Annotated in this window: 23 protein-coding genes; 15 read left to right on the plus strand and 8 right to left on the minus strand. The window is 32.8% G+C overall.

The annotated features are described in order from the left end of the window. The first annotated feature begins 22 nt into the window (after window positions 1-22). The 3 genes from prfC (at window position 23) to GM3708_RS06295 (ending at window position 5,729) form a co-directional block, all read left to right on the plus strand. Window positions 23-1,621, plus strand: a complete 1,599-nt coding sequence (gene prfC / locus GM3708_RS06285; RefSeq protein ID WP_066344956.1) for a peptide chain release factor 3 — start codon at window positions 23-25, stop codon at window positions 1,619-1,621. A 397-nt stretch (window positions 1,622-2,018) separates the two neighbouring features. Continuing rightward, window positions 2,019-5,201, plus strand: coding sequence for a valine--tRNA ligase (locus GM3708_RS06290; protein WP_066344958.1), 3,183 nt, complete (start codon window positions 2,019-2,021; stop codon window positions 5,199-5,201). A 90-nt stretch (window positions 5,202-5,291) separates the two neighbouring features. Continuing rightward, window positions 5,292-5,729, plus strand: a complete 438-nt coding sequence (locus GM3708_RS06295; RefSeq protein WP_066344959.1) for a hypothetical protein — start codon at window positions 5,292-5,294, stop codon at window positions 5,727-5,729. Between the two features lie 266 nt (window positions 5,730-5,995). Here the strand turns inward: GM3708_RS06295 and GM3708_RS06300 are convergent, their stop codons facing one another. Beyond that, a complete protein-coding gene (locus GM3708_RS06300) occupies window positions 5,996-8,167 on the minus strand; it encodes a diguanylate cyclase domain-containing protein (RefSeq protein ID WP_082714008.1) in 2,172 nt (723 codons plus the stop codon). 163 nt (window positions 8,168-8,330) lie between these two features. Here GM3708_RS06300 and GM3708_RS06305 point away from each other — a divergent pair, with 163 nt between their 5' ends. Continuing rightward, window positions 8,331-9,065 (plus strand): tetratricopeptide repeat protein, encoded by a 735-nt coding sequence (locus GM3708_RS06305; protein WP_066344962.1) that lies wholly within the window; start codon window positions 8,331-8,333, stop codon window positions 9,063-9,065. Window positions 9,066-9,155: 90 nt separating this feature from the next. Here the strand turns inward: GM3708_RS06305 and rpe are convergent, their stop codons facing one another. From rpe to GM3708_RS06320, 3 genes are all read right to left on the minus strand, one after another. Further along, window positions 9,156-9,845 carry a ribulose-phosphate 3-epimerase gene (gene rpe, locus GM3708_RS06310; RefSeq protein ID WP_066344964.1) on the minus strand — a complete coding sequence of 230 codons (690 nt, stop codon included), beginning with the start codon at window positions 9,843-9,845 and terminating at the stop codon, window positions 9,156-9,158. Window positions 9,846-9,915: 70 nt separating this feature from the next. After that, window positions 9,916-10,803, minus strand: coding sequence for an alpha/beta fold hydrolase (locus GM3708_RS06315; protein WP_066344966.1), 888 nt, complete (start codon window positions 10,801-10,803; stop codon window positions 9,916-9,918). Between the two features lie 243 nt (window positions 10,804-11,046). Further along, window positions 11,047-12,609: an NAD(P)H-quinone oxidoreductase subunit N gene (locus GM3708_RS06320; protein WP_066344968.1), complete on the minus strand. Its 1,563-nt coding sequence runs from the start codon at window positions 12,607-12,609 to the stop codon at window positions 11,047-11,049. Between the two features lie 113 nt (window positions 12,610-12,722). Between GM3708_RS06320 and queG the strand changes: the two genes are divergently transcribed. Both queG and GM3708_RS06330 read left to right on the plus strand, forming a co-directional pair. Beyond that, window positions 12,723-13,694 (plus strand): tRNA epoxyqueuosine(34) reductase QueG, encoded by a 972-nt coding sequence (gene queG / locus GM3708_RS06325; protein ID WP_066344969.1) that lies wholly within the window; start codon window positions 12,723-12,725, stop codon window positions 13,692-13,694. 91 nt (window positions 13,695-13,785) lie between these two features. Beyond that, entirely contained in the window at window positions 13,786-14,415 is a 630-nt protein-coding gene (locus GM3708_RS06330; RefSeq protein ID WP_066344971.1) for an HAD-IA family hydrolase, read from the plus strand. Window positions 14,416-14,449: 34 nt separating this feature from the next. Here the strand turns inward: GM3708_RS06330 and GM3708_RS06335 are convergent, their stop codons facing one another. Then, a complete protein-coding gene (locus GM3708_RS06335) occupies window positions 14,450-15,286 on the minus strand; it encodes a M48 family metallopeptidase (protein ID WP_231933100.1) in 837 nt (278 codons plus the stop codon). Window positions 15,287-15,507: 221 nt separating this feature from the next. Between GM3708_RS06335 and uvrB the strand changes: the two genes are divergently transcribed. Beyond that, window positions 15,508-17,496, plus strand: a complete 1,989-nt coding sequence (gene uvrB, locus GM3708_RS06340) for an excinuclease ABC subunit UvrB (RefSeq protein ID WP_066344975.1) — start codon at window positions 15,508-15,510, stop codon at window positions 17,494-17,496. A gap of 123 nt (window positions 17,497-17,619) precedes the next feature. Here uvrB and dmeF read toward each other — a convergent pair whose 3' ends face one another. Beyond that, window positions 17,620-18,549 carry a CDF family Co(II)/Ni(II) efflux transporter DmeF gene (dmeF, locus tag GM3708_RS06345; RefSeq protein WP_066344976.1) on the minus strand — a complete coding sequence of 310 codons (930 nt, stop codon included), beginning with the start codon at window positions 18,547-18,549 and terminating at the stop codon, window positions 17,620-17,622. A gap of 152 nt (window positions 18,550-18,701) precedes the next feature. Here dmeF and GM3708_RS06350 point away from each other — a divergent pair, with 152 nt between their 5' ends. From GM3708_RS06350 to GM3708_RS06385, 7 genes are all read left to right on the plus strand, one after another. Then, entirely contained in the window at window positions 18,702-19,454 is a 753-nt protein-coding gene (locus GM3708_RS06350; protein ID WP_066344977.1) for an MBL fold metallo-hydrolase, read from the plus strand. Between the two features lie 233 nt (window positions 19,455-19,687). Beyond that, a protein-coding gene (locus GM3708_RS17860; RefSeq protein WP_396229655.1) for an IS1 family transposase occupies window positions 19,688-20,421 on the plus strand; the annotation gives its coding sequence in 2 pieces (ribosomal slippage) (window positions 19,688-20,026 and window positions 20,029-20,421; 732 coding nt in all). Window positions 20,422-20,566: 145 nt separating this feature from the next. Further along, window positions 20,567-20,908, plus strand: coding sequence for a type II toxin-antitoxin system RelE/ParE family toxin (locus tag GM3708_RS06365; RefSeq protein WP_066344980.1), 342 nt, complete (start codon window positions 20,567-20,569; stop codon window positions 20,906-20,908). Between the two features lie 4 nt (window positions 20,909-20,912). Then, window positions 20,913-21,209, plus strand: coding sequence for a helix-turn-helix domain-containing protein (locus GM3708_RS06370; protein ID WP_066344982.1), 297 nt, complete (start codon window positions 20,913-20,915; stop codon window positions 21,207-21,209). A 37-nt stretch (window positions 21,210-21,246) separates the two neighbouring features. Continuing rightward, window positions 21,247-21,474, plus strand: coding sequence for a hypothetical protein (locus GM3708_RS06375; protein WP_066344983.1), 228 nt, complete (start codon window positions 21,247-21,249; stop codon window positions 21,472-21,474). After that, the gene (locus GM3708_RS06380; RefSeq protein WP_231933101.1) at window positions 21,461-21,793 is read left to right on the plus strand and encodes a type II toxin-antitoxin system PemK/MazF family toxin; all 333 of its coding nucleotides are present in this window, start codon (window positions 21,461-21,463) and stop codon (window positions 21,791-21,793) included. The genes GM3708_RS06375 and GM3708_RS06380 overlap by 14 nt, the downstream gene beginning before the upstream one ends. A gap of 10 nt (window positions 21,794-21,803) precedes the next feature. Then, a complete protein-coding gene (locus tag GM3708_RS06385; protein WP_066344985.1) occupies window positions 21,804-22,178 on the plus strand; it encodes a type I restriction enzyme HsdR N-terminal domain-containing protein in 375 nt (124 codons plus the stop codon). Between the two features lie 2 nt (window positions 22,179-22,180). Here the strand turns inward: GM3708_RS06385 and GM3708_RS17865 are convergent. Continuing rightward, window positions 22,181-22,914 (minus strand): IS1 family transposase gene (locus tag GM3708_RS17865; RefSeq protein WP_231933103.1). Its coding sequence is split into 2 segments (ribosomal slippage): window positions 22,181-22,573 and window positions 22,576-22,914, totalling 732 coding nucleotides; the frame shifts between segments, so codons are not numbered across the junction. 11 nt (window positions 22,915-22,925) lie between these two features. Then, window positions 22,926-24,062 (minus strand): restriction endonuclease subunit S, encoded by a 1,137-nt coding sequence (locus tag GM3708_RS18245; RefSeq protein WP_082714011.1) that lies wholly within the window; start codon window positions 24,060-24,062, stop codon window positions 22,926-22,928. Here GM3708_RS18245 and GM3708_RS06405 point away from each other — a divergent pair. Then, a complete protein-coding gene (locus GM3708_RS06405; RefSeq protein ID WP_066344991.1) occupies window positions 24,053-24,721 on the plus strand; it encodes a hypothetical protein in 669 nt (222 codons plus the stop codon). The two genes, GM3708_RS18245 and GM3708_RS06405, sit on opposite strands and share 10 nt — an antisense overlap. The last annotated feature ends 306 nt before the right edge of the window (window positions 24,722-25,027 follow it).

The following is a 25,027-nucleotide window of genomic DNA, read 5'->3' on the forward strand; positions in this document are numbered from 1 at the left end:
TATCCATTATTCATTACAAAAAATGTCCTCAAGCATCGAACAAGAATTATTAAAAGCAGTTAGTAAAAGACGCAATTTTGCTATTATTTCTCACCCTGACGCTGGAAAAACAACCCTAACAGAAAAACTTTTATTATACGGAGGTGCAATACACCAAGCGGGGGCAGTAAAAGCTAGAGGTGAACAACGACGAGTTACATCTGACTGGATGGAGTTGGAAAAACAACGGGGTATCTCCATTACTTCCACAGTTTTGCAATTTGAATATAACGGTTATCATATCAATCTTTTGGACACTCCCGGACACCAAGATTTTAGTGAAGATACCTATCGCACTTTAGCCGCCGCCGATAATGCCGTGATGTTGATTGATGCGGCAAAGGGCTTAGAGCCACAAACTCGTAAACTCTTTGAAGTATGTAAATTGCGAGGACTTCCCATTTTTACTTTTATCAATAAAATGGATCGTCCGGGTAGAGATGCCTTTGATTTATTGGACGAAATTGAGAAAGAATTGGGCTTAAAAACTTATCCTGTTAACTATCCTGTGGGTATTGGTGACTATTTTAAAGGAGTTTTTGATCGTCGTCAACAAGACTATCACCTTTTTGAAAGAGTTGCTCATGGTAGTAAAGAAGTGCCTGAAATTATTATCCCTAGTGGTGATGAAAGTCTGAAAAAGTATTTAGACTCACAACTATACGAGCAAACCTTGGAAGAATTAGAAATGGTGCAAGAAGTTGGTGCAGAATTTGACTTACAAGCCATTCATGAAGGTAAAATGACTCCTGTCTTTTTTGGAAGTGCTATGACAAATTTTGGTGTGAGTTTATTTTTACAATCTTTTTTAGATTATGCTTTACCACCAACACCAAGAAAATCTAACTTAGGCTCATTAGACCCTACCTATCCTGATTTTACGGGTTTTGTGTTCAAATTACAAGCGAATATGGATCCTAAGCATCGAGATAGAGTCGCTTTTGTCAGAGTTTGCACAGGAAAATTTGAGAAAGATATGACAGTAAATCATTCTCGTAGCGGTAAAGTAATTCGATTGTCTCATCCTCAAAAGTTGTTTGCCCAAGGCAGGGAATCGATAGAAGAAGCATATCCGGGAGATGTTATTGGTTTAAATAATCCAGGAGTTTTTGCCATTGGGGATACTATTTATCTCGGTAAAAAATTGCAATATGAGGGTATTCCCAGCTTTTCCCCTGAGTTATTCGCCTACCTCAAAAATCCTAATCCTTCTCAATTTAAACAGTTTCAAAAAGGTATTCAACAACTACAAGAAGAAGGTGCAGTACAGATAATGTATTCTAATGATGAGTTTATTCGAGATCCCATTTTAGCAGCGGTTGGTCAATTACAATTTGAAGTAGTACAATACCGAATGTTAAGTGAGTATAACGTAGAAACAAGATTAGAAGCTATTCCTTTTGCTGTGGCACGTTGGGTTGTGGATGGTTGGGAAGCTCTAGAAAAAGTTGGGCGTATATTTAATACTATGACGGTAAAAGATGCTCTTGATCGCCCAGTATTACTATTTCGTAATGAATGGAATGTTAATCAATTACTAGGTGATCATCCTGATTTAAAGTTAAGTACGATTGCCTTTTAAATATAATAGGAGTTGTGCAAACCAATGATTCTGAGAAAATTTAAACACTAATGATGGTAGTTAGTGGGCAATATCCACCCGAGGTTTAGAGTAAATACTTAAGTTCTATATAATTAATTAGGGATTGTTGAATAAGTAGAAAGTTTTTCAAATCAAGGGTTGAAAAATACTACATTCACAAAAAAGTATAAGGTTGTGGTGACTTTTATTCAAAAATGCAACCTACTTTTTTATAGCACTTAACCAAATATCTTTGTTTATAACTATTTCTCCTAGTCTCAACAAAAAACTTTTTCATCGCACCCTAATTAAGATCATAGTGTCAATTTCTTATATCCAATCCCTATATAATAATAATTTGCCCAAGTTATTAGAATAAAGATTTATATATAATTTTATGACTGACTCTCAATTTATATTATCACCACAATATGAGCCCCAAGCTACCGAAGCTAAATGGCAAGAATTTTGGAGACAAAACGAAACCTTCAACGCCAATCCTGAGAAAGAAGGCGAGGCATATGCGATCGTAATTCCTCCTCCTAACGTTACAGGTAGATTGCACATGGGACACGCTTTTAATACATCTCTGATTGATACCCTTATTCGTTACCATCGCATGACGGGGAAAAATACCCTCTGTTTACCCGGTACAGATCATGCTAGTATTGCGGTACAGACGATTATTGAAAAACAACTCAAAGAAGAAGGTAAGACTCGTTACGATTTAGGCAGAGAGAAATTTTTAGAAAAGGCTTGGCAATGGCGCACTGAATCAGGAGGGGCGATTGTTAACCAACTGCAAAGATTAGGCTTATCTGCAGATTGGAGTCGAGAAAGATTCACCCTCGATGAGAATTTATGCACCGCCGTTAAAACTGCTTTCATTAAACTATATGAAGAAGGGTTAATCTATAGAGGTAACTATATGGTTAACTGGTGTCCTGAATCTCAATCCGCCGTATCTGACTTGGAAGTAGAAAATAAAGAAGTTGACGGTAATTTATGGCACTTACGTTATCCTTTGACAGAGGGAGATGAGTATATCGAAATCGCCACAACACGCCCAGAAACAATGTTAGGAGATACTGCCGTTGCTGTTAATCCTAATGACGAGCGTTATCAACATCTTATTGGTAAGACTTTGATTTTACCTATCACTTTCCGAGAAATTCCTATTATCGCCGATGAATTTGTAGATCCTACTTTTGGTACAGGATGTGTTAAAGTTACACCAGCACATGATCCTAACGATTTTCAAATGGGTAAGCGACATAATCTACCCTTCATCAATATTTTAAATAAAGACGGCACGATTAACGAAAATGGTGGCGAATTTCAAGGGCAAGATAGATTTGAAGCACGGAAAAATATAGTTAACCGTCTCAATGATGAACAATTTTTAGTCAAAGTTGAAGCCTATCGTCATAGTGTACCCTATAGTGATCGAGGAAAAGTCCCCGTTGAGCCTCTCATTTCTACTCAATGGTATGTGAAAATTGAACCTTTAGCCCAAAATGCTTTAAACGAATTAGATAATAACCATTCTCCTCATTTTGTACCGGAAAGATGGCAAAAAGTCTATCGAGATTGGCTAGTTAAAATTCAAGATTGGTGTATTTCTCGTCAACTGTGGTGGGGACATCAAATTCCTGCTTGGTATATTATTAGTAAAACTGGGGGGGAAATTACCGATGAGACTCCTTTTATTGTAGCATTTGATGAAATTTCAGCGAGGGACAAAGCCGTTGAAGAATACGGAGAAGATATAATCATAGCTCAAGATCCAGATGTACTTGATACATGGTTTTCCTCGGGATTATGGCCCTTTTCTACAATGGGTTGGCCTTCCAATACTTATGATTTAGCTAAATATTATCCTAACACTACCATGGTGACAGGATTCGATATTATTTTCTTTTGGGTAGCAAGAATGACCATGATGGCTGGTCATTTTACTGATAAAATGCCTTTTAAGGATGTCTATATTCATGGCTTGGTAAGGGATGAAAACGGCAAAAAAATGTCAAAATCTGCCAATAATGGTATCGATCCCTTATTATTGAGCAATAAATACGGTACAGATGCCTTAAGATATACCCTAATTCGAGAAGTAGCTGGGGCAGGACAAGATATTAGTTTACAGTATAATCGTGAAACCGATGAGTCAGAATCTGTGGAAGCCAGTCGTAATTTTGCCAATAAGTTATGGAATGCCGCCCGTTTTGTGTTGATGAATTTAGAAGGCAAAACACCGCAACAGTTAGGTTATCCTCATTTACAGCTATTAGAATTATCAGACAGATGGATACTTTCAAAATTCAACCAAGTTGTTAAAGAAACGAGGGAAAATATCGAGAGTTACGGTTTAGGAGAAGCGGCTAAAGGATTATATGAATTTATCTGGGGTGATTTTTGCGATTGGTATATTGAGTTAGTTAAGACTCGTTTATGGATAAAAGGGGAATCTTCCTCCCGTGTGGTGGCACAACAAACTCTAGCTTATGTATTAGAAGGCATTTTAAAACTTTTACATCCTTTTATGCCTCACATCACCGAAGAAATTTGGCACACTTTAACCCAAAATGAAAATGATAGTTTAGCCTTACAATCTTTTCCTGAAGTTGACGAATTAATCACCTTATCTCCTCAAGAGTTAGTTGCTACCACGCCAATAATGACCGTAAATCAAACGGAAGACGGTACAATTATCAAGCTAGGAAATCAAGTCGTAAGTTTATTAGATCAATTACCTGATCAGGTTAGTGGATTTATTCGCAAATATCAACAACCTTTTACTCTATTATCAATAATTTTTATTACTTTCATCGCTTTACAATTAATTACTTCTGTTATTAGTGCTATTCATGATTTTCCTCTCTTAGCACCTTTTTTACAATTAGTTGGTTTACTCTACAGTTTATGGTTTACTTATCAAAACTTCGTGTTTGCAGAAGCGAGAAAGGAAACTTTCGAGAGATTCAATCGTTTAAAACAAGAAATTTTCGGACATTCTTCTTCCGATACTGCCATAGCTTTAGAATTTACAACTGCAACTCCTCAAGTCATCACTCCTCCTTTAACTACTCTTATTGATAATGATTTAGAAACCAGTTTTAGCCTTTTATTCGAGACAATTCGGGCGATTCGTAACCTTCGGGCGGAAGCTGAAATTAAACCCGGTGTGAAGGTTAATGCTATTTTACAGTCAAATAGTGACCTTGAAAGGGCAATTTTAAGTCAAACCCAAATTTATATTAAAGAGTTAGCAAAGGTTGATAGTCTCACTATTACTAATAGTTTAGCTGAAGAAATCTCACAAGCGATTGCCTCGGTTGTCGGCACAATTCAAATATTGATACCCTTAGGCGGTATTGTTGAGATTGATAAACTAACAACAAAATTAGCTAAAAAACTGGCTAAAATTGAGGGAGAAATTAAATCTTTAGAAGGAAGGTTAAATAATCCCAATTTTGTCAATAAAGCACCTAAAGATATTATTGAAACGGCACAAAATGCTTTAAAAGAAAGTAAAATTCAAGGAGAGATTCTACAAAAACGCATCGACTTACTAAGATAATTGACAATTAACAATTAACAATTACTCTTCTAGTCTTCTAGTCTTCTATTCTCCTATTCTCCTAGTCTTTCCCTAAACTGTTAATAGACAATGTTGTACTTAGCCCAAGTTACAAAAAACACAATATCAGAGAAATTAGAATTAAATTTACTGGCGGTAGAAGAATCTAAATTACAATGGACTTTTTGTCATGAGAAATTTTTATCTTTAAACGGTGAAGAAAGTTTTCCTTTAGGATTATTTTTATTAGTAGAATTAGATCATCATGATCAAATCATTCGTTGTCGAGATGCCAAAGATTGGATATTAAATTTAATCAGAGAATACTTAGTAGAAGGACATTCCAATCATAATATCAATATTCCAGAAGAACAAGCCCGAATTGAAAAATGGCGGCAAGAATTAACTTCACAAAGTCAAGATTTAACTCGTCTTCGTCTGGAGATTGAAACTCGTAGAGAAGAATTACAAGAATTAGAGCAAAATTTACACATTGAAAGAGAAAAATTGAAATCAATTAATAATTAGGTTGTGATGAAACAGTTTTTTGGTGGAGGTGGGAGACTAGGAGAAATACTTATAAATAAAGATTTTTGTCTCAGTATTATAATTAAATATGTTGAATTTTTGAATAAAATTTACTAAAATCCTACAATTTTTTCTTAATGTAGTATTCCTAAATTCTTAATTTTAAAGAACTGTATATTTTTGAGTAAATACGATATAGATAATTAGGTTGAAATATTTCATTTTTGAATAAAAATTGTCAAAAAATAGTATAGAAGATTATACTTTTAAGGGATAGTTGTTAGAGAATAAGTTTTCCAAAAATTTATTAAATTTTCAGAGGAAAGAGAAGGCGAAAATAATAATCCTTGCATATTTTCACAACCTAAATCATGAAAAGTATTTTTTAATTCTTCTGTTTTTATTCCTTCACAAATTAAATTTAAGTCTAATAATTTAGCACTATTAATTATAGTAGAAATTAAAGATAACTGATGAGAATTATTCGCTGATTTTTCAATTATAATTTCTGAGATTTTTAAATTAGTAATTTTGATTGTATTTTCTATTGCTGCTAAATAACTAAATTCAAAATTAAATAAAGTTAAGTTGATAGGTAAAGTGATTAAGGTAGCTAAATTATTGATAATTATACTTAAATCGGGACTAGAATTATTAAAGATAATTTCTAAATCTAAATTAACAAGATTATGATGATTAATATGGTAAATTAATGAATTAATAACGTCACTATCTGTCAAATAAGAAGCAAGTATTTTAAAACTAACTCTATTTATATTAATTTCATTCTTTCTCCATAAATTTATATCTTGAGATATTTGTTGTAGTAGAAAATCGACTAATTTTCTACTATAACCTATATCTGATGCAATATTTAAAATATCTAACTCATCAATATTTAAATCTTGAGCATTTTCATAAAACAATTGACTATTTAATCCAAATATTTCTTTTTCTTTGATATTAATTATAGGATTATATTTGATAATTAATTTTTTATCATTAATTGCAGTAAAAATTAAATTATAAAAATTATTATTTCTTTTACTAAATTTACTAATAATTTTATCACTATAATATTGATAACTATTAAAGGATTTATTGTAACTATCTTCTAAAGCGATAGTCGCATTACTCAATAAAGTTGTTATTTGATTATTATCTTCAGAATAAACACTAATACCAAAATTAACGGTAATGATAAAAGAATTTTCATTAATAGTTAAAGGTTGACTTAAAGTTGATAATATATTTTCAATGATAATATTAATTCTATTATTATTTTTAACTTCTTCTATTATAATTACATATTCATTATCTGATAATTTAGTAAGAATATCTCCAGCTGAAAGATTATTTTTAATTAATTTAACCAAATTATTGATTAATTTATTTTCATCATCTAAATTTAATTTATCAATGATATTTTGCCAATGATTAAATCTTAATTTTATAATTCCTAAATGTTCTTCTTTTATTTGATGATGACTTAGTGATAAAAATAATTGTTCTATAAATAATTTTTTATTAGGTAAATTGGTAATAGTATCATGAGTAGATTGATAACGTATAATTTCTTCTATTTTTTTCAATTCATTGAGATTTTGTACTGATACTAATAAACATTTTTTATTCTGAAAATTAACGGGAATATAAGTAGTCAAAATATTAATTAATTTTTTATCTTTGCTTTGATGAATTGACTCTTTCTCACTGGACATATTATAATTTTTAAAAATTTCCATGTCATAATTAGTAATATCTTTTTCTAAAATACATAAATCATGAAGAGTTAGATTGTTAATTTCTGAAGAAGAATAGTTAACTAAATTGCAATAAAATGAATTAGCCGCTAAAATTTTTTGACTATCTATATCCATAACAAAAATACCTTGAGAAATTAATTCAAAGTTTTGTAAATCATGATTATTAATAGTTGGTAAAACAAAATTGGTATTATTATTATTTTTATCGTCATAATTTACTAAAGAAACTTTATTTGGAGAAGAGATACTAAAAAAAGTTTTAGATTTTAAATCAATAATATCGTATTTAGCTTTAACTTCTACTCCACCTAAAAAAATAATATCTCCTGCTTGTAATTGATGGCAAAAATATTGTTTTCCATTAACATAAATTCCATTCGTACTTTTATTTCCTTTTAAATCACCATCCACAATCCAAAAAATACTATGATTGTCATTTTTATCTTCCATATTGTGATAATTTATTCTAATTAAACTAGCATGATTTCTGGAAATTACTCGATGATGAATAACTAAAGAATTAGTAGAATTTCTACCAATAGAATAAGTGTTTTTATCAAGAAAAAAAGTTTTTTTCCATGAACCAGATTCTAATGCTAATATATGTCTAATTGAATTATTATTACTATTCATTGAGTCTTTTAACCTTTCTTCTAAATTTAAACATAGCATCAATTATAATTAGCAACTGGATAAATAGAGTAAAAAAACTTTCAGTTTTAATCTTTTTTCTTATGTTAAATTTTGATAACCCTTTCAGTGTAGTTATATAGTTATAACTGATAAAATTAAGTTAACACAGCAGAAAATTAAATTATATTGAAAGTGAAATATCATGGTTGCCAGTAAAGTCAGTGAGGTTTATCGTGTGTTAGAATGTCGTCCTGACAGCTATCAAGGATGGTATTATCAAGGAAATCAACTTCGCAATCGTCATTTATGGGAGGATGCTTTATATAGTTATGATAAAGCTATCGAATATCATCCTAATGATTATTTTGCATGGTATTATCGAGGAAAAGTATTAGAAGAATTAGGGAAATATTCTGAGGCTATCTTTAGTTATAAAACAGCTTGTGAAATTGAATCAAGTAACTATTGGTCATGGTATGATGAAGGTTATCTTTGGCAAGAAAAATTAAATAATCATCGTGAAGCAATTCATTGTTTTACTATTGTCTTAAAAAACAAATCTAAAGATTATTGGGCAACTTATCGCCTCGGAAAGTCTTATTATTATCAACAAAAATATCTTAAGGCATTAGATTTGTTTCAACAAGCTTTAAAAATTCGTAATGATGACTACTGGAGTTATTATTGGCAAGGAGAATGTCAACAAAAAATTAAACAGTGGGAAAATGCTAAAAAAAGTTATCAACAAGCCTTAATTATTAAAAATGAAGATTACTGGGCACTATTACAAATGGCGATGATTTGTCAAAAACAATGCCTATATTTAGAGGCGATTAAATATTATAAAATACTAAAAAATTTATATGAATTAGACGAGAAAATTATTAATAATCTACTCACTTGTAAAAAAATTATCGGTAAAAATATTGTTAGTTAGACTTACCAAAAAAATTATCTCATCATGGTAAGAGTTTTAGCCGTAATTTTTGCAATAATTGTTAATTGTTAATTATCAATTGTTAATTGCTTAAGCTGTAACTAATTCAGGGCGTTTACTATTACGAATCGCATTAATGGCTTCAGCATAGTCTGGTGCATTAAAGACAGCAGATCCTGCTACAATAGCATTAGCACCAGCTTCTAAAACTTGCCACGTATTATTAGGTTTCAAGCCACCGTCAACTTCAATCCAAGGATCTACACCACGTTCGTCACACATCTGACGTAAAGCCTTGATTTTAGGCACAACAGAAGGAATGAAACTTTGCCCTCCAAATCCGGGGTTAACACTCATGATTAAAACTAAGTCACAAACATCAATCACATACTCGATTAATTCTAAAGGAGTTGAGGGATTGAGTACTACTCCTGATTGTTTACCCAACTCACGAATTTGACACAATGTACGATGTAAGTGTGGTGAAGCATTATGTTCAGCATGAACAGAAATAATATCTGCACCTGCGTTGGCAAAATCAGCAACGTATTTTTCAGGTTCAACTATCATTAAATGAACGTCTAAAGGTTTTTTGGTATAAGGACGAATTGCTTGTACAATTAAAGGACCAATGGTAATATTAGGGACAAAACGACCATCCATAACATCAACATGAATCCAATCTGCACCAGCGGCATCCACTGCCTTAATATCTTCACCGAGACGACTAAAATCAGCAGAGAGAATTGAAGGGGAAATAACGATGGGTTTATTGCTCATAGTTGCGATTAAATATAGATAATTTAGTTTGAGTTGATTGTAACAAAATATTGAATTTTTCTTTAGTCTATCAGTTGTTGGCAAAATCGAGAATATGATTAGCTGTAATCTTAGATTGTTCTAAATGTGGAACATGACCACAATTTTTTACCCAAATTAATTTACTATGGAGTATCATGTCTTGAAATTTATTAGCAGATTTAATGCCTAAAATTTTGTCGTTTTCACCCCAAATAATTAGAGTTGGTTTTTCGATGTTATTTAACTGTTGAGAAAATGAGCCATAACCGCCACTTTTAGTAAAAGAAATTAAGGCGTTATTCCAGTGATCAGATTGTAGATGTAAGGCGGCACATAGCAACGCATCTTCACTGGCAAAATTAGGATTAAAATAAGCAGTTTTACTAATACTTTGCCTAACTTTTAAATTCCGCAAAAATTCTGTGGCAAAATAATCGAATGGGGGGAAAAGAAATTTGCCCAAAATCGGTGGTTGTATTAAACCCCCACTATCTAATAAAATTAATTTTTCTACAGCTTCAGGATAATTTAAGGTAAAGTCAATAGCTGTTGCACCTCCCATAGATGCACCAATTAAAATGACTGGTTTTTGGATCATTTTTGCCCAAAATTGTTGTAAATGAATTTTAATATTTTCAGTGCAATAATTAATCGATAATTTACGTTCTGTGAAACCAAAACCCAGTAAATCTAAAGCCCAAACTTGATGATTTTTTTTAAGTAATGGTAATAAACGGCGAAATTCAAGTAAAGAACTATCGAAACCATGTAATAATAAAATGGGAGAGTTTTTTTCTCCATCTAAGACATAGCTAGTTAAAATATTATCTTCTATAATAGTTGTTTTTAAAGAAGTGAATTTTATTTTTTTTAAAAGATTAATCGATGTAGATTCTGTTAATTTTTTTGCTTGAATAGTTATGTTTTCTGGCAACATTTTTAAGTAATTGATAATTAATATTTTGTCAAAAATTTATTATATAGTTAATCTATCTTCTGTATTCTAAGCTGGTAAGATATAACAAAAAATTTAGAATTAGGATAATACTATTATCACTATTAGCTGACTTCTATAACTGATGATGATTGGGAGATTTAATTAAGATTAATCCTCTTTGTTTACTTTCCCATTAATGGAAATTAGTAGTATTAAAACTTAACCAATTTCCATCAAATTTATTTATAAAATAGTTCTGACTTCACTGGCAGAAATATTATTAGCACCTGCTTCCAAAGAGGGTTTTAATACTAAACTACTGGTGACTGATTTATTGGCAATTGTCACCACGGGATTCGATAAAATACCAAGTAAGGAAGTGGCGATAAGCAAAAACACTAACCCCACTTGAATAGGACGCATTCCGGGCATATTCCAACGAATGGAAGGATATTTTTTCACTACTTCTGACATCTCATGAGGTTCTTTAACTACCATCATTTTAACGACTCTAATGTAATAGTAAATTGAGATAACGCTGGTAACTAAAGCGACTAAAACTAAGCCATAAAGCCCCGCTTGCCACCCAGCCCAGAAAATGTAAATTTTGCCAAAAAATCCTGCTAAAGGGGGGATTCCGCCCAAAGAAAGCAAACAAAGGCTTAATCCGAGGGTTAATAGGGGATCTTTTTGATATAGTCCAGCATAGTCGCTAATTTTATCTGTACCAGTTCTTAATGCAAACAGAATTACACAAGCAAATGCACCTAAATTCATAAATAGGTAGAGAAATAAGTAAAATATCATACTTGAGTAACCTGCTTGAGTACCCGCTACTAAGCCAATCATCACAAAACCTGCTTGACCAATAGATGAATAAGCTAACATTCGTTTCATGCTAGTCTGAGCTAGGGCTACGACATTACCCAATACCATACTCAAAATGGCTAAGGCTGTAAAAATAAAATGCCATTCTTGAGTTACTGGGGCAAATGCTGTTACTAATAATCTGATAGCGATGGCAAAACCAGCTGCTTTTGAGCCTACCGATAAAAATGCGACTACAGGAGTAGGTGAACCTTCATACACATCAGGTGTCCACTGATGAAAGGGCACGGCGGAGATTTTAAAGGCAATACCAGCTACCATAAATACTAAAGCAATTGCTAAACCAAGAGATTCTAAACCTTGTCCTGTTGGTAAAGTTGCGGTGATAGTATTTATATTAGTCATGCCTCCTGATAATCCATATAATAAAGATGAACCATAGAGAAAAATTGCTGAACTAGCTGCACCAATTAATAAATATTTCAAAGCCGCTTCATTAGAGCGAGGATCTCGTTTCATGTAGCCAGTCAGTAAATAAGAAGAAATACTGAGCATTTCTAAGGAGACGAAAATCATCACTAATTCTGATGCACCACAAAGAAACATCCCCCCAAGGGTTGCTGTTAACAGAATACCGATAAATTCTGCTAAAGAAGTACCCGTATTTTCAATATAGGCGATGGATAATAGAATGGTGATAGCGGTGGATAAAGCGACGATGGCACGAAAAACGATACTAAGATTATCAGAAGTAAAAGAGCCTAAAAATGAGGTAGGATCAGGGTTATCCCAACCATAAAATAAAGCTGTTACTGACGCAAGTAAACCAGCAATGGCGAAATAAGGCAACCATGCCACGGATTTACGCCCAAAAATTAAATCCAGTGTTAGTACTAATAATAAAGTGACGATGACAATTGCTTCGGGAATAACACCACCAGCATTCAATTGACTAGCAATTTGACTAGAAAAATCCATAATTAATCAATTTGATAACTCTTAATAGTCAATATTACCCGAAAATAGGGGAATCAATGAATAATTACTAATTGAGATCAAAAATTTATTATTTATAAATATCTATAAAACAAATGAAGAACAATGAAAAAAGTCTATACTTTACTAGTGAAGATATTAAACAACAAGCCTTAGACATCGGATTTCATCGAATTGGGATCACAAACGTTACCATAAACTCATATAAACAAGCAGAAAATAAACAGCGTCTTCAACAATGGTTAGATAAAGATTATCAAGCACAAATGGCGTGGATGAGTAATCCTCGAAGACAAGATATTAAAGAAACTTGGGAGGAAACAAAATCTATTATTTCCCTTGCTTTAAATTACTATACTCCTCATCAACATTCCGATAATCCTGACACTGCTAAAATTTCTCGCTATGGTTGGGGAAGAGATTATCATCGAGTTATGGCAAAAAAACTGAAAACTTTATGTCAATGGTTAACAGCAAAAGATGAAAATATTAAAGTAAGATATTATGTAGATACTGGACCAATTCAAGATAAATTTTGGGCACAACAAGCTGGAGTCGGTTGGGTAGCTAAAAACAGTAATCTCATCACAAAAGATTATGGTAGTTGGGTATTTTTAGGAGAAATTTTAATCAATGTTCATCTTAGCCCAGATCAACCCCATACTAATCATTGTGGCACTTGTACAAGATGTTTGGATGCTTGTCCCACTCAAGCGATTACCGAACCTTTTGTTGTGAATGCTAATCTTTGTATTGCGTATCATACCATCGAAAACCGTCAAGAAACTTTACCTCCAGAAATTGCTTCTAAGTTAAACGGCTGGGTAGCGGGGTGTGATATTTGTCAAGATGTTTGCCCTTGGAATCAAAGATTTGCTAAAGTCACAGATGTGCCAGATTTTTCTCCTTATTCTGCTAATATTAATCCTAAGTTAACAGAATTAGCACAAATAACGAAAACAGAATGGGATAAACGCTTTCAAGGTTCAGCTTTACGGCGTATTAAACCAGAAATGTGGCGGCGCAATGCTCAATGTCAGATCGAAAAAAGTCCGATTAAAGATTAAGATACATAAATAGTAAAACTTAGAATTTAGAAATAACAATCAGATTTCCCAAAATTTTTAGCTACAAATTCCCACTAGAAATAAGATTTTCATGGCAGAAAAAATGTTTATATTTGATTTTGATGGCACTATTGCTGATAGTCGCACAACATTGGTTAAAATTGCGAATGAATTAGCTGAGGAATTTGGTTATGATCCTGTTACGGAAAATGATGTTATTCGTTTAAGTAATTTAAGTTCTAGAGATATTATTTTACAATCTCCTATTCCAGCCTATAAAATACCATTTTTATTAAGGCGAGTCAAAAAAGAATTAAATCAACATATCGCAAACCTTAAACCATTTGTGGGGATAAAAGAGGCTTTAAGTAAACTGAAACAACAAGGTTTTAATTTAGGTATTGTTACCTCTAATATGGAAGATAATGTTTTAGAATTTCTTGAAAATAATGAATTAGAATACTATTTTGATTTTGTTTATTCTGCTAATACACTATTTGGAAAAAATAAAACTATTAACAAATTAATTAAAAAACATAAATTAGTAATTGATGAAATAGTCTATGTTGGCGATGAAACTCGTGATATAGAAGCAGCAAAAAAAAGTAAAATAAAAGTTATTGCCGTAGCATGGGGTTTTAATTCTGCCGATATTTTAGCTCAACATCAACCAGATTTTTTAATTGATAAACCTCACCAATTAACCGAAATTTTTTTATAAGTGAGGTTTGTTAAATAAATATTTTCATTATCTTTTACTTTCTCAATAACGACCTGATATTATACTGATAGGCTTGTTTATCTAAACCATATCCTTGATAAGCAATTTGACGAGGAATTTTTTGATCAAGTGCGATCGCACGATCTACACCATTGGGATGAGTGCTAAGTAAAGTAGGGGTTTTACCACCAGTTTTAGCTAATTTTTGCATAAAATCTACCATAGCACGGGGTGCATAACCAGCATCATATAAAATTTGTAAACCAATAGCATCGGCTTCAAACTCATCTTGACGACTATAGGGTAAATTAACGGCTAATTGTACTCCTAATTTTACTACGTTTGCTTTATCCAAGCCTGTGGCACTTAACAATCCTTGAGTAATAGCTTGTTGACGCATTTGTTTTTGAGAATGACGGGCAACAACATGGGCGATTTCATGGGCAATAACACTTGCCAATTCTGCTTCATTGGCAGCGGTGGTAATTAACCCCGTATGAAGATAAATATATCCTCCCATGGTGGCAAAAGCATTGACTTGAGGATTATCTACAATCTCGAAACGGTAAGGTAAATTTGATCGATTACTAACGGAGACTAACTTATTACCAATTTGATTAACATAACGGTATAATTCATCATTATGATATAATTTAATTTTCCCTTGAGATAATAATTGTTGTCTTATTTGATTTCCAAATTGTACCTCTTGTTGATCACTAAGATTACTTATTTGAATTGCTTGTACTCCTCTAATCAATAATTCACCCCAAGGAATAGCTTGAGTCATCCTCACATCTGTAAAAATTAAACCGAGTGCAACACTGAAAGAGATAGTTAAATATAATAATTTACGTTTAAAATAAAGCACAATCATTAACCAAGATTTAATATTTAGTCAACATAAAGACTATTACTCATATTATGGACTGAAAAAAAAGACAAATGTTCCCTTCTCTTAGTTAAAACTTAGATCTTGGATATTGGATAAAATATACTGGTAAAAGTAGAGTCTGAGATTTAAAATTCGAGCTAATGCCATTCATCCCTACAATTAACCCATTACCTATTACGTCTCTCAAAAATTAATTCATGTTTACCTTACAAGCACCTTTTAAACCCACTGGAGATCAACCAAAAGCGATCGCTAATCTGGTAAAATCATTACAATCAGGAAATACTTTTCAAACTTTACTTGGTGCAACAGGTACAGGAAAAACATATACTATTGCTTGTACTATTGCGAACCATCAAAAACCAACTTTAGTCTTAGCCCATAATAAAACCCTTGCAGCTCAACTTTGTAACGAATTAAGACAATTTTTCCCTTATAATGCTGTGGAATATTTTGTCAGCTATTACGACTACTACCAACCAGAAGCATATATTGCCGTTACTGATACTTACATCGAGAAAAGTTCATCTATCAATGATGAGATTGATATGTTAAGACATTCAGCAACTAGATCTCTTTTTGAAAGAAAAGATGTTATTGTCGTGGCTTCTATAAGTTGTATTTACGGTTTGGGAATGCCCGTTGAATACCTTAAAGCCTCTATTCCTCTACAGATTAACCAAGAATATGATCCTCGTCAACTCATTCGAGATTTAGTCAATGTGCAATATACTCGCAATGATATTGATATGCGTCGTGCTACTTTTAGGATAAAAGGTGATGTCTTAGAAGTTGTCCCAGCCTACGAAGATCGAGTTATCAGAATCGAATTTTTTGGAGAAGAAATCGAAGCAATTTCCCTTTTAGATCCTGTTACAGGTCAATTATTAGACCAATTAGAGCGAATTAATATTTACCCTGCTAAGCATTTTGTAACACCACAGGAAAGGGTAGAACAGGCGATCGCTGAGATTAAAGAAGAATTAGAGAAAAGATTAATAGAGTTTGAAAAAGAAGGAAAATTAGTAGAAGCACAAAGGTTAAAACAAAAAACTAACTATGATTTAGAAATGTTAAAAGAGGTGGGATATTGTAATGGTGTCGAAAATTATTCCCGACATTTAGCAGGAAGAAAAGCGGGAGAATCTCCCGATTGTTTAGTCGATTATTTTCCTGAAGATTGGCTTTTAGTAGTAGACGAATCCCATGTCACTGTACCACAAATAAGGGGAATGTATAACGGAGATCAAGCAAGGAAAAAAGTGTTAATTGATCACGGTTTTCGTTTACCTAGTGCGGCAGATAATCGCCCTTTAAAAGCCGATGAATTTTGGCAAAAAGTTAAACAGTGTATTTTCGTTTCAGCTACTCCTAGTAATTGGGAAATTGAGCAATCAAATAATCAAATTTTTGAGCAAATTATTCGCCCTACTGGTATTTTAGATCCGCAAATTTTTGTAAGACCTAGCGAGGGACAAATAGATGACTTATTTTCAGAAATTAAGGAAAGAATTAGTAAAAAAGAACGAGTTTTAATTACTACTTTAACTAAAAGAATGTCAGAAGATTTGACAGAATATTTACAAGAAAAAGATATAAATGTACAATACTTACATTCTGAGATTCAATCCATTGAAAGAATTGAGATTTTACAAAGTTTAAGAGCAGGAGATTTTGATGTCTTAATTGGAGTAAATTTATTAAGGGAAGGTTTAGACTTACCTGAAGTATCTTTAGTGATTATTTTAGATGCTGATAAAGAGGGTTTTTTAAGATCAGAAAAATCATTAATTCAAACGATGGGAAGAGCGGCTCGTCATGTAAATGGACAGGCAATTTTATACGCTGATAATTTTACTCAAAGTATGGAAAAAGCCATCAATGAAACTAATCGCCGTCGAGAAATTCAGCAAAAATATAACCAAGAAAATAATATTATTCCTCAATCTATTATCAAAAAATCTAGCAACTCAATTTTAGAATATTTAGATATATCAAGAAAATTAAATAAACAAGAATTAGAAGAAGTTTATACTCATTTAGAAGAAATAACTTTAGATAAAATCCCTAATTTAATTAAACAATTTGAAGAAGAAATGCAAAAAGCTGCCCAAAATTTAGAGTTTGAAAAAGCGGCTGAATATCGAGATAAGATTAAGCATTTACGCTCAAAATTATTGAGTTGATAATTATCAAAAATAAAAGCATCATAGTTTTTTTGCTAATAGCATAAGAAAACCGACAAGTTAAATTCACCAAAAAACTTTTTTATCACATCCTATCCTACTTATTTATTTAGGCAAAATCTCTTAACCCTTACATTCTTCGTTATCACAAAGATTAACTTCAATTAAAATATGGGATAAATTAGATATGTTTTTCAATAAATTTTTATAATATTCAGGGGGTTGAGGATGATGGGTAACGATAGAAATAGTAGCAGAAAAATAATGTTCACTGATATTCCAAAAATGTAAATCGACAATGCGATTATCTGCATCTGATTCAATAATATCGATAATTTTTAATTTCGTTTTTTGATTAACACTACCATCAAGTAAAATAGTTGCAGTATCAGCAATTAAACCCCATGCCCATTTACCTATAACTAGGGTTGCCACTAAACCCATAACTGCATCCATCCAAATCCAACCCCATTGTCTAGCAGTTAATAAGGCAATAATAGCCAATACAGAGGTTAACGCATCGGCTAAAACGTGAAAATATGCCGCTCGAAGATTATGATCATGATGGTGATGAGAATGTTCATGATTATGGTGGTCATGTTCTTGTAATAAAAATGCACTAACAATATTAACGATTAAGCCTAAAATAGCAACATAAATAGCTTGATTAAATTGAATTTCTTGGGGATCGAACAAACGAACTATTGACTCAACACCTGTAATTAACGCAATAACTGATAATGCGATCGCACTAGCAAAACCTCCTAAAACAGTAACTTTTCCAGTTCCAAAAGTATATTTAGGATTATGGGCGTTAATCCGAGCGTAATGATAGGTTAATAGAGTAATACAAAAAGCACCTACATGAGTAGCCATGTGCCAACCATCAGCTAATAGTGCCATCGAACCAAAAGTAGTTCCAGCAATAATTTCGGCTATCATAGTCATAAAAGTAAAGCCTAAAACTATCCAAGTTCTTTTTTCTCCCGAATTTGTATCTCCTGTTAAAAAATCATGGGAATGTTGCCATTTTTCTAAAGTTTGATAGTGCATTTTTTAAAAATTAATCAATAGTTAATTGGGATACCATTGTAAAATATAATTAGCGACTAATAAAATTTCTGTCGTTCTAATATTTAAAAATTATTGTCATTTGATGTTTTTATATTTAGCTAGAATAGAGTAAATTTTAATAGTGTTTTTATATGCAGTTAACTTGGTTAGATAGCAATTCATGGTTAATCGAAATTGCTGGATTAAGAATTTTACTTGATCCTTGGTTAGTAGGAACTCTTGTCTTTGGAAATGCGACATGGCTATTAGAAGGAAAAAAATGCACTTTACGGGAAATTCCTGAAAATATTGATCTAATTTTATTATCTCAAGGTTTAGAAGATCACGCCCATCCTCCAACATTAAAAATCTTAGATCATCATTTACCTGTCATAGGCTCAGAAAATGCAGGAAAAGTTTGTCAAGATTTAGGTTTCAAGAATATTAAAACCTTAAAACACGATGAAACTTATATTTTTGATGATAAAATCACAATACAAGCAGTAACAGGTTCTCCAGTAGGTCCAAATTTAGTGGAAAATGGTTATATTATTCGGGATTTAACTAATGAAGAATCTTTATATTATGAACCTCATGGTTTCCATTCACCTAATTTAAAACAAAAAGAAACAGTAAAAGTAATTATCACACCATTAACTAATATAAAAATACCGTTTATTGGTTCAGTAATAAAAGGGCAAGAAAAGGCAATAGAAGCATGTCAATGGTTAAAACCAGAATTCATTTTATCCACTGCGGCGGGAGGAGACTTAGAATTTCAGGGCTTATTAACGAAGATATTAAAAGAAGAAGGTTCAATAGATAATTTTCGTCATCTACTATCCAAAGAAAATCTTAGCACTAGAGTGATTGAACTAGAGCCTTGGGCAACCGTTACAATTTGATGATTTGAGACGATTAAACTTAAGGACTATTTAATCTACGATGTGAAACCATGAAAACATTGCTATCTTGAATTAGAGGTTGCAATGAAGATGTCTTTTAGCTTAATCAAGTTTTGCGTATGAAAAAATTAAGTCTTTTATCATCTAGTATTTAGATTTATCATATTAACAAAAAAGTGGGCGTTGGTGAATGAGGGTATGATAGAAAGAGGAAAAAAGTGAAGTAAAAAAACATGAAATGTCCAGAATGTGGCTCCAAGAATATCAATAAAAATGGCATAAAAAAAGGAAAACAAAATCATATTTGTGTTCATTGTCGCGGACAATTTATAGCTCCAGAACAACTCAGTGGTAAAGGTTATAGTGATGATCTCAGAAAAGAATGCTTAAAAATGTACGTCAATGGTATGGGTTTTCGAGCTATTGGGAGGATTAAACAGGTGCATCATACAACGATCATCTCTTGGGTTAAAGCAGTGGGTCAAATTTTGCGACAGAGCTATCATCCAGAAACGCGACCAGAAGTTGGAGAATTAGATGAATTGCAAACCTTTGTCGGCTCAAAAAAAAACCAATCTGGCGATGGACAGCGGTAGATCATTTTCACGAGGGTATATTGGAATGGGTCATAGGGGATAGAAGTGCAAAAACATTTAGACCGTTGTGGGAGCAAGTAAAAAAATGGCATTGTTATTTTTATGTAACAGAAGGGTGGAAAGTCTATGGAAACTTTATTCCTGAGGGCGACCAAATCATCTGTAAAACATACATGACCAGAGTGGAGGGAGAAAATACGAGATTAAGATATTATCTTGCTAGACTACATCGAAAAACTTTATGTTATTCAAAATCCATGGAGATTTTAAAGTATTCTGTTTCACTATTGATTCACTATCTCAAATTTAAAGATATACCAATTCCTTTTCGTCCTTTAGGGAGACCTACTTTTAGTCTTCTTCATACCTAAAATCACCAATGCCAAAAAAGTAAAACTATTAGAGGAGTTAAAACAGTCGGTATTAGAGAGAGCATTTAGAGGAGAATTAACCAACTCAATATAACCTGTCACAATGAGTTATACTAAATTAGGTATAATAAGTAATTAACAAGCAATGGCAGATAAACCAATCTACTGGATTGGCACATCAAAGGAGGATATTAGTAGTTTTCCTGCGGAGGCAAAGCGAAAGGCTGGTTTACAGCTCAGGGCGGTTCAACAGGGATTACAACCCACTGACTTTAAGCTAATGGCTGTCATTGGTAAAGGAGTCGCTGAAATTAGAGTATGGACTGGAGATACTTACCGTGTATTTTATGTGGCAAAGTTCCCCGAAGCCGTTTATGTCCTTCATGCCTTTGGTAAAAAAACCCAGAAGACATCTAAACAGGATATTGAAGTAGGGAAACAACGTTATCAACAAATGCTCGAATATAGACAATCTTTAGGGGAGTAAAACCATGACTATTGCTCAATCAGTACAAATTACCAAAGGTAGTGATAATGTCTTTGAAGACTTGGGCTTTGAAGCCGAAGAAGCCATGAATCTCAAGATTAGAGCGGACTTAATGTTACAGTTACGCTTTTACATCGAAGCACAGGGATGGACACAACAACAAGCTGCCGCCTTTTTTAAGGAAACTCAGCCCCGAATTAGTAACCTTCTCAATGGTGACATTACTCGTTTTAGTATCGATAAACTCATTAATATGTTAGCCAAAACGGGCATGAAGATTAAAGTTGAGCTTTATGCGTGAAACTTAAAAGCAAACCAATTAATCCATACTAAGCAAGATGACACTCTTAACACAGCAAATGATTAACAACCTTTACCCCACTATCCAACAACTCAGTAAAAGCGATAAGATTCGTCTATTACAATTTCTAGCCACAGAGATAGCCAAAGATGAAGAATTAGATAGCCAAACCGAAGAACAACAATTCTGGGTGAATGTCAGTCAGCCTTCCTTACAACAAATATGGGGACATCCCGATGAAGAGGTTTATAATGAGTTACTCTAAATATGACATCATCTTAGTTCGGTATCCCTTTTCTGACTTATCTAGTAGTAAAGTACGCCCTGCTATCGTTATCAATGCCTCTCATTCTTCTATGGATTACTTTATTGTGCCTTTGAGCAGTCGCACTCAAAACCTCTTGGCTGGAGAGTTTATTCTTAAAGATTGGCAAAGTGGGGGATTAAATGTCGAAAGTTCAGTTAAACGGGGTATATTTACCATTGAAAGTACCTTAATCATCAAGAAGATAGGTGTATTAACATCAGAGGATATTAACACCCTTGAACAAAGTCTCAAACAATGGTTAGGATGGCAGGAGTGAGATAATTAGTATGAATGAAGCCGAAACCAGAGCCGAATTAATTGACCCTAAATTAAAAGAAGCGGGTTGGGGAGTTGTTGCCCATAGTGCCATTAAAAGGGAAGTTATTGCCCTCGGACGACTCTTAGGCGGTGGAAAGAGAGCTAAATCTTTAATTGCTGATTATGTCTTGGTTTACCGTAACCAGAAATTAGCCGTCATCGAAGCTAAAAGAAGAGATTTACCCGATACCGAAGGACTCCAACAAGCCAAGGAATATGCTCAACGACTTCAAACACCCTTCACTTACTCTACCAATGGTATTGGTATTTATCAAGTTGACATGAGAACCGCCCAAGAAGGTTATGTCGATCGTTTCCCCACTCCCGAAGATTGGCATTGGTGATTTTAGGTATGAAGAAGACTAAAAGTAGGTCTCCCTAAAGGACGAAAAGGAATTGGTATATCTTTAAATTTGAGATAGTGAATCAATAGTGAAACAGAATACTTTAAAATCTCCATGGATTTTGAATAACATAAAGTTTTTCGATGTAGTCTAGCAAGATAATATCTTAATCTCGTATTTTCTCCCTCCACTCTGGTCATGTATGTTTTACAGATGATTTGGTCGCCCTCAGGAATAAAGTTTCCATAGACTTTCCACCCGTCTGTTACATAAAAATAACAATGCCATTTTTTTACTTGCTCCCACAACGGTCTAAATGTTTTTGCACTTCTATCCCCTATGACCCATTCCAATATACCCTCGTGAAAATGATCTACCGCTGTCCATCGCCAGATTGGTTTTTTTTTGAGCCGACAAAGGTTTGCAATTCATCTAATTCTCCAACTTCTGGTCGCGTTTCTGGATGATAGCTCTGTGGCAAAATTTGACCCACTGCTTTAACCCAAGAGATGATCGTTGTATGATGCACCTGTTTAATCCTCCCAATAGCTCGAAAACCCATACCATTGACGTACATTTTTAAGCATTCTTTTCTGAGATCATCACTATAACCTTTACCACTGAGTTGTTCTGGAGCTATAAATTGTCCGCGACAATGAACACAAATATGATTTTGTTTTCCTTTTTTTATGCCATTTTTATTGATATTCTTGGAGCCACATTCTGGACATTTCATGTTTTTTTACTTCACTTTTTTCCTCTTTCTATCATACCCTCATTCACCAACGCCACTTTTTTTTGATATATCTCCTCTAATCTTTTTACTTCTGTTGATAGTTTATCTAGTTTATTTACTATATTTTGACAATATTTTTCAGAAGGAAAGGGTACAATAATTGAATTAAGAGTAGTTTGATTTAATTTAGGTTGAGCCATTCCTGTTACATATGGTTTCAGTGAAATAGAGTTAAAATAATATTCTATAAATTTCTGTAAATTGATACTCTTAAATTTTAGAACATGAGCATGATTATTAACCCATGTCTTACCGCTAATTGAAAAAGCTATTGGATAAGTTCTAGCTAAAAGATTTGCACCATCTTCTGATATTAATAATAAATTTTCATCTGATATTAATAATAAATTTTCATCAAATATATAGCCTTCTACATAATCAACTATTCCTGATGCACCATAATAAGGAATATTACCTTTTTTTCTTTGAGATTTAGTAATAGGTATTCTTTTACTATCTAAATTTTGACAAATATCCCCTAACTTTTTCTCAACCCAATCATCACCCTTATTAGTAAAGATGTTATTAAGGTAGGAGTCGAATAGTTCATGGGCATTGAGGAGGTTTTGTTTAGAGAGTGCGATCGCCCTGTCTATCCCCTCAAACGCCTCGTCTAATATCTCTACTATCCTTTTCTGTACCTCAAGGGGAGGGATAACGATTTCTACTTTTTGAATAGGAGTTGTATTGAGATTTCTTACTGTTGAACCTGCCGCTAAATTATCAAATTGCTTATATGTTGTATTTGAACCTAAGAAATAGTAAAGATAATCTTGATCAAATAATCCTGACTTGTCTTTTAAAACTAACCAACCATAATGAATGCAACCAGATGTTTTCATTATATAAGGACGACCAAAACTCATCGAATTTGATAAGATGAAATCACCCTCATTTACTAATCTTGAATTTCTAATTCCTTCGGGTTTTATTTTCTCTTTTGTTTGATAAATATATTTAGAACTAGCAGAAGCATCTGATATTTTTATCCAATTTATACCGTTTGGATTATTAGTAAAGTATTTAACAATGAAGACTTCGGTTTTTATAAAGTAACCGTAGAGGCCTTTTAAGATTAATGGCTCAATTTACCCCAGACAGGATAGCTAGTTTACGCTTTGTAAGTGATATTGCTGAGGCTATGGAATGGATTTATAACCATTTAGGGGAAAAAGTTTATCAGGATTTAAAAGCCCACGAAAAAGACATTAAAGCCCATTTGGAGAAAGAAGAAATTTCCATTACTCCTGCTAATTTAAAAACCTTATTATCTCAGAAAAAATGGCTTGAGCAAAAAGAATTAATGGTAAAAGCTGAAAAAATTGCTACTGGTTTAGAGACAATTACTGGTACTAATAATAACGATAAAATTTGGACTGATTTTAACTTATTTACTCAAGAAGTAGATAAGGTAATTAACCAATTAAAAATTAAACTTTCAGCTTTCGAGAAAAAACAAATTTTAGGGGCGGTTAGTTGGGTAGATGAATCCGCAGAAAAAGTTATTAAGAAAGTCCATAAACTTAAAAAAGACAAGTTAGAAGAGTTATTAAACCAATTAGGCACAACTAAAGAAAATTTAGCTAATTTTGGTGATTTTTGTACGGATAAGCCTGATGTTTATGTGGAATATGAAAGCGATACTAATTTACGGGATACTGAAAATATACCTCTTAATTATTATCTATCTTCCTCCACTATTGCTAATAAAGATGTAAGTTGTTTAACCTCTGTTTTTGAATGTTAACGAGAGTTTGAAACCCTCAACCTTTGGCCATAGGGTAGCCACCATAATTGAAGATTACTTTTTACAGGAGGTGTGCCCCATGTAAAGGATGCGTGGTTGGATATGAATAAAACTGTTATTGGTATATTAGATTAGTTTTAATAAGTATTTTTATCAGTATCAACCTTTGAGAAGTTTGCAGGAGGTAAGCAAGTAAGTCTTAGAGTTAGAAGCACAAAAGGAGGGTTTATTAAAGAATTTGCTTAGTTTTGCACAAATTTAGTTCTAGCCAGATTTCGATCAAGATAGGGTACAATGGATTTAATA

The organism is Geminocystis sp. NIES-3708 (assembly GCF_001548095.1).
In the GTDB taxonomy this organism is placed as follows: domain Bacteria; phylum Cyanobacteriota; class Cyanobacteriia; order Cyanobacteriales; family Cyanobacteriaceae; genus Geminocystis.

What these genes read in the sequence shown, in the direction of transcription:
- GM3708_RS06405 (WP_066344991.1), top strand. Translation starts at nt 24,053, where the DNA reads ATGGCTCAATTTACCCCAGACAGGATAGCTAGTTTACGCTTTGTAAGT.
- queG (WP_066344969.1), top strand. Translation starts at nt 12,723, where the DNA reads ATGAAGAACAATGAAAAAAGTCTATACTTTACTAGTGAAGATATTAAA.
- prfC (WP_066344956.1), top strand. Translation starts at nt 23, where the DNA reads ATGTCCTCAAGCATCGAACAAGAATTATTAAAAGCAGTTAGTAAAAGA.
- rpe (WP_066344964.1), bottom strand. Translation starts at nt 9,845, where the DNA reads ATGAGCAATAAACCCATCGTTATTTCCCCTTCAATTCTCTCTGCTGAT.
- dmeF (WP_066344976.1), bottom strand. Translation starts at nt 18,549, where the DNA reads ATGCACTATCAAACTTTAGAAAAATGGCAACATTCCCATGATTTTTTA.
- GM3708_RS06365 (WP_066344980.1), top strand. Translation starts at nt 20,567, where the DNA reads ATGGCAGATAAACCAATCTACTGGATTGGCACATCAAAGGAGGATATT.
- GM3708_RS06295 (WP_066344959.1), top strand. Translation starts at nt 5,292, where the DNA reads ATGTTGTACTTAGCCCAAGTTACAAAAAACACAATATCAGAGAAATTA.
- GM3708_RS06380 (WP_231933101.1), top strand. Translation starts at nt 21,461, where the DNA reads ATGAGTTACTCTAAATATGACATCATCTTAGTTCGGTATCCCTTTTCT.
- GM3708_RS06385 (WP_066344985.1), top strand. Translation starts at nt 21,804, where the DNA reads ATGAATGAAGCCGAAACCAGAGCCGAATTAATTGACCCTAAATTAAAA.
- GM3708_RS06305 (WP_066344962.1), top strand. Translation starts at nt 8,331, where the DNA reads ATGGTTGCCAGTAAAGTCAGTGAGGTTTATCGTGTGTTAGAATGTCGT.
- GM3708_RS06315 (WP_066344966.1), bottom strand. Translation starts at nt 10,803, where the DNA reads ATGTTGCCAGAAAACATAACTATTCAAGCAAAAAAATTAACAGAATCT.
- GM3708_RS06375 (WP_066344983.1), top strand. Translation starts at nt 21,247, where the DNA reads ATGACACTCTTAACACAGCAAATGATTAACAACCTTTACCCCACTATC.
- GM3708_RS06300 (WP_082714008.1), bottom strand. Translation starts at nt 8,167, where the DNA reads ATGCTATGTTTAAATTTAGAAGAAAGGTTAAAAGACTCAATGAATAGT.
- uvrB (WP_066344975.1), top strand. Translation starts at nt 15,508, where the DNA reads ATGTTTACCTTACAAGCACCTTTTAAACCCACTGGAGATCAACCAAAA.
- GM3708_RS06330 (WP_066344971.1), top strand. Translation starts at nt 13,786, where the DNA reads ATGGCAGAAAAAATGTTTATATTTGATTTTGATGGCACTATTGCTGAT.
- GM3708_RS06350 (WP_066344977.1), top strand. Translation starts at nt 18,702, where the DNA reads ATGCAGTTAACTTGGTTAGATAGCAATTCATGGTTAATCGAAATTGCT.
- GM3708_RS06290 (WP_066344958.1), top strand. Translation starts at nt 2,019, where the DNA reads ATGACTGACTCTCAATTTATATTATCACCACAATATGAGCCCCAAGCT.
- GM3708_RS06320 (WP_066344968.1), bottom strand. Translation starts at nt 12,609, where the DNA reads ATGGATTTTTCTAGTCAAATTGCTAGTCAATTGAATGCTGGTGGTGTT.
- GM3708_RS06370 (WP_066344982.1), top strand. Translation starts at nt 20,913, where the DNA reads ATGACTATTGCTCAATCAGTACAAATTACCAAAGGTAGTGATAATGTC.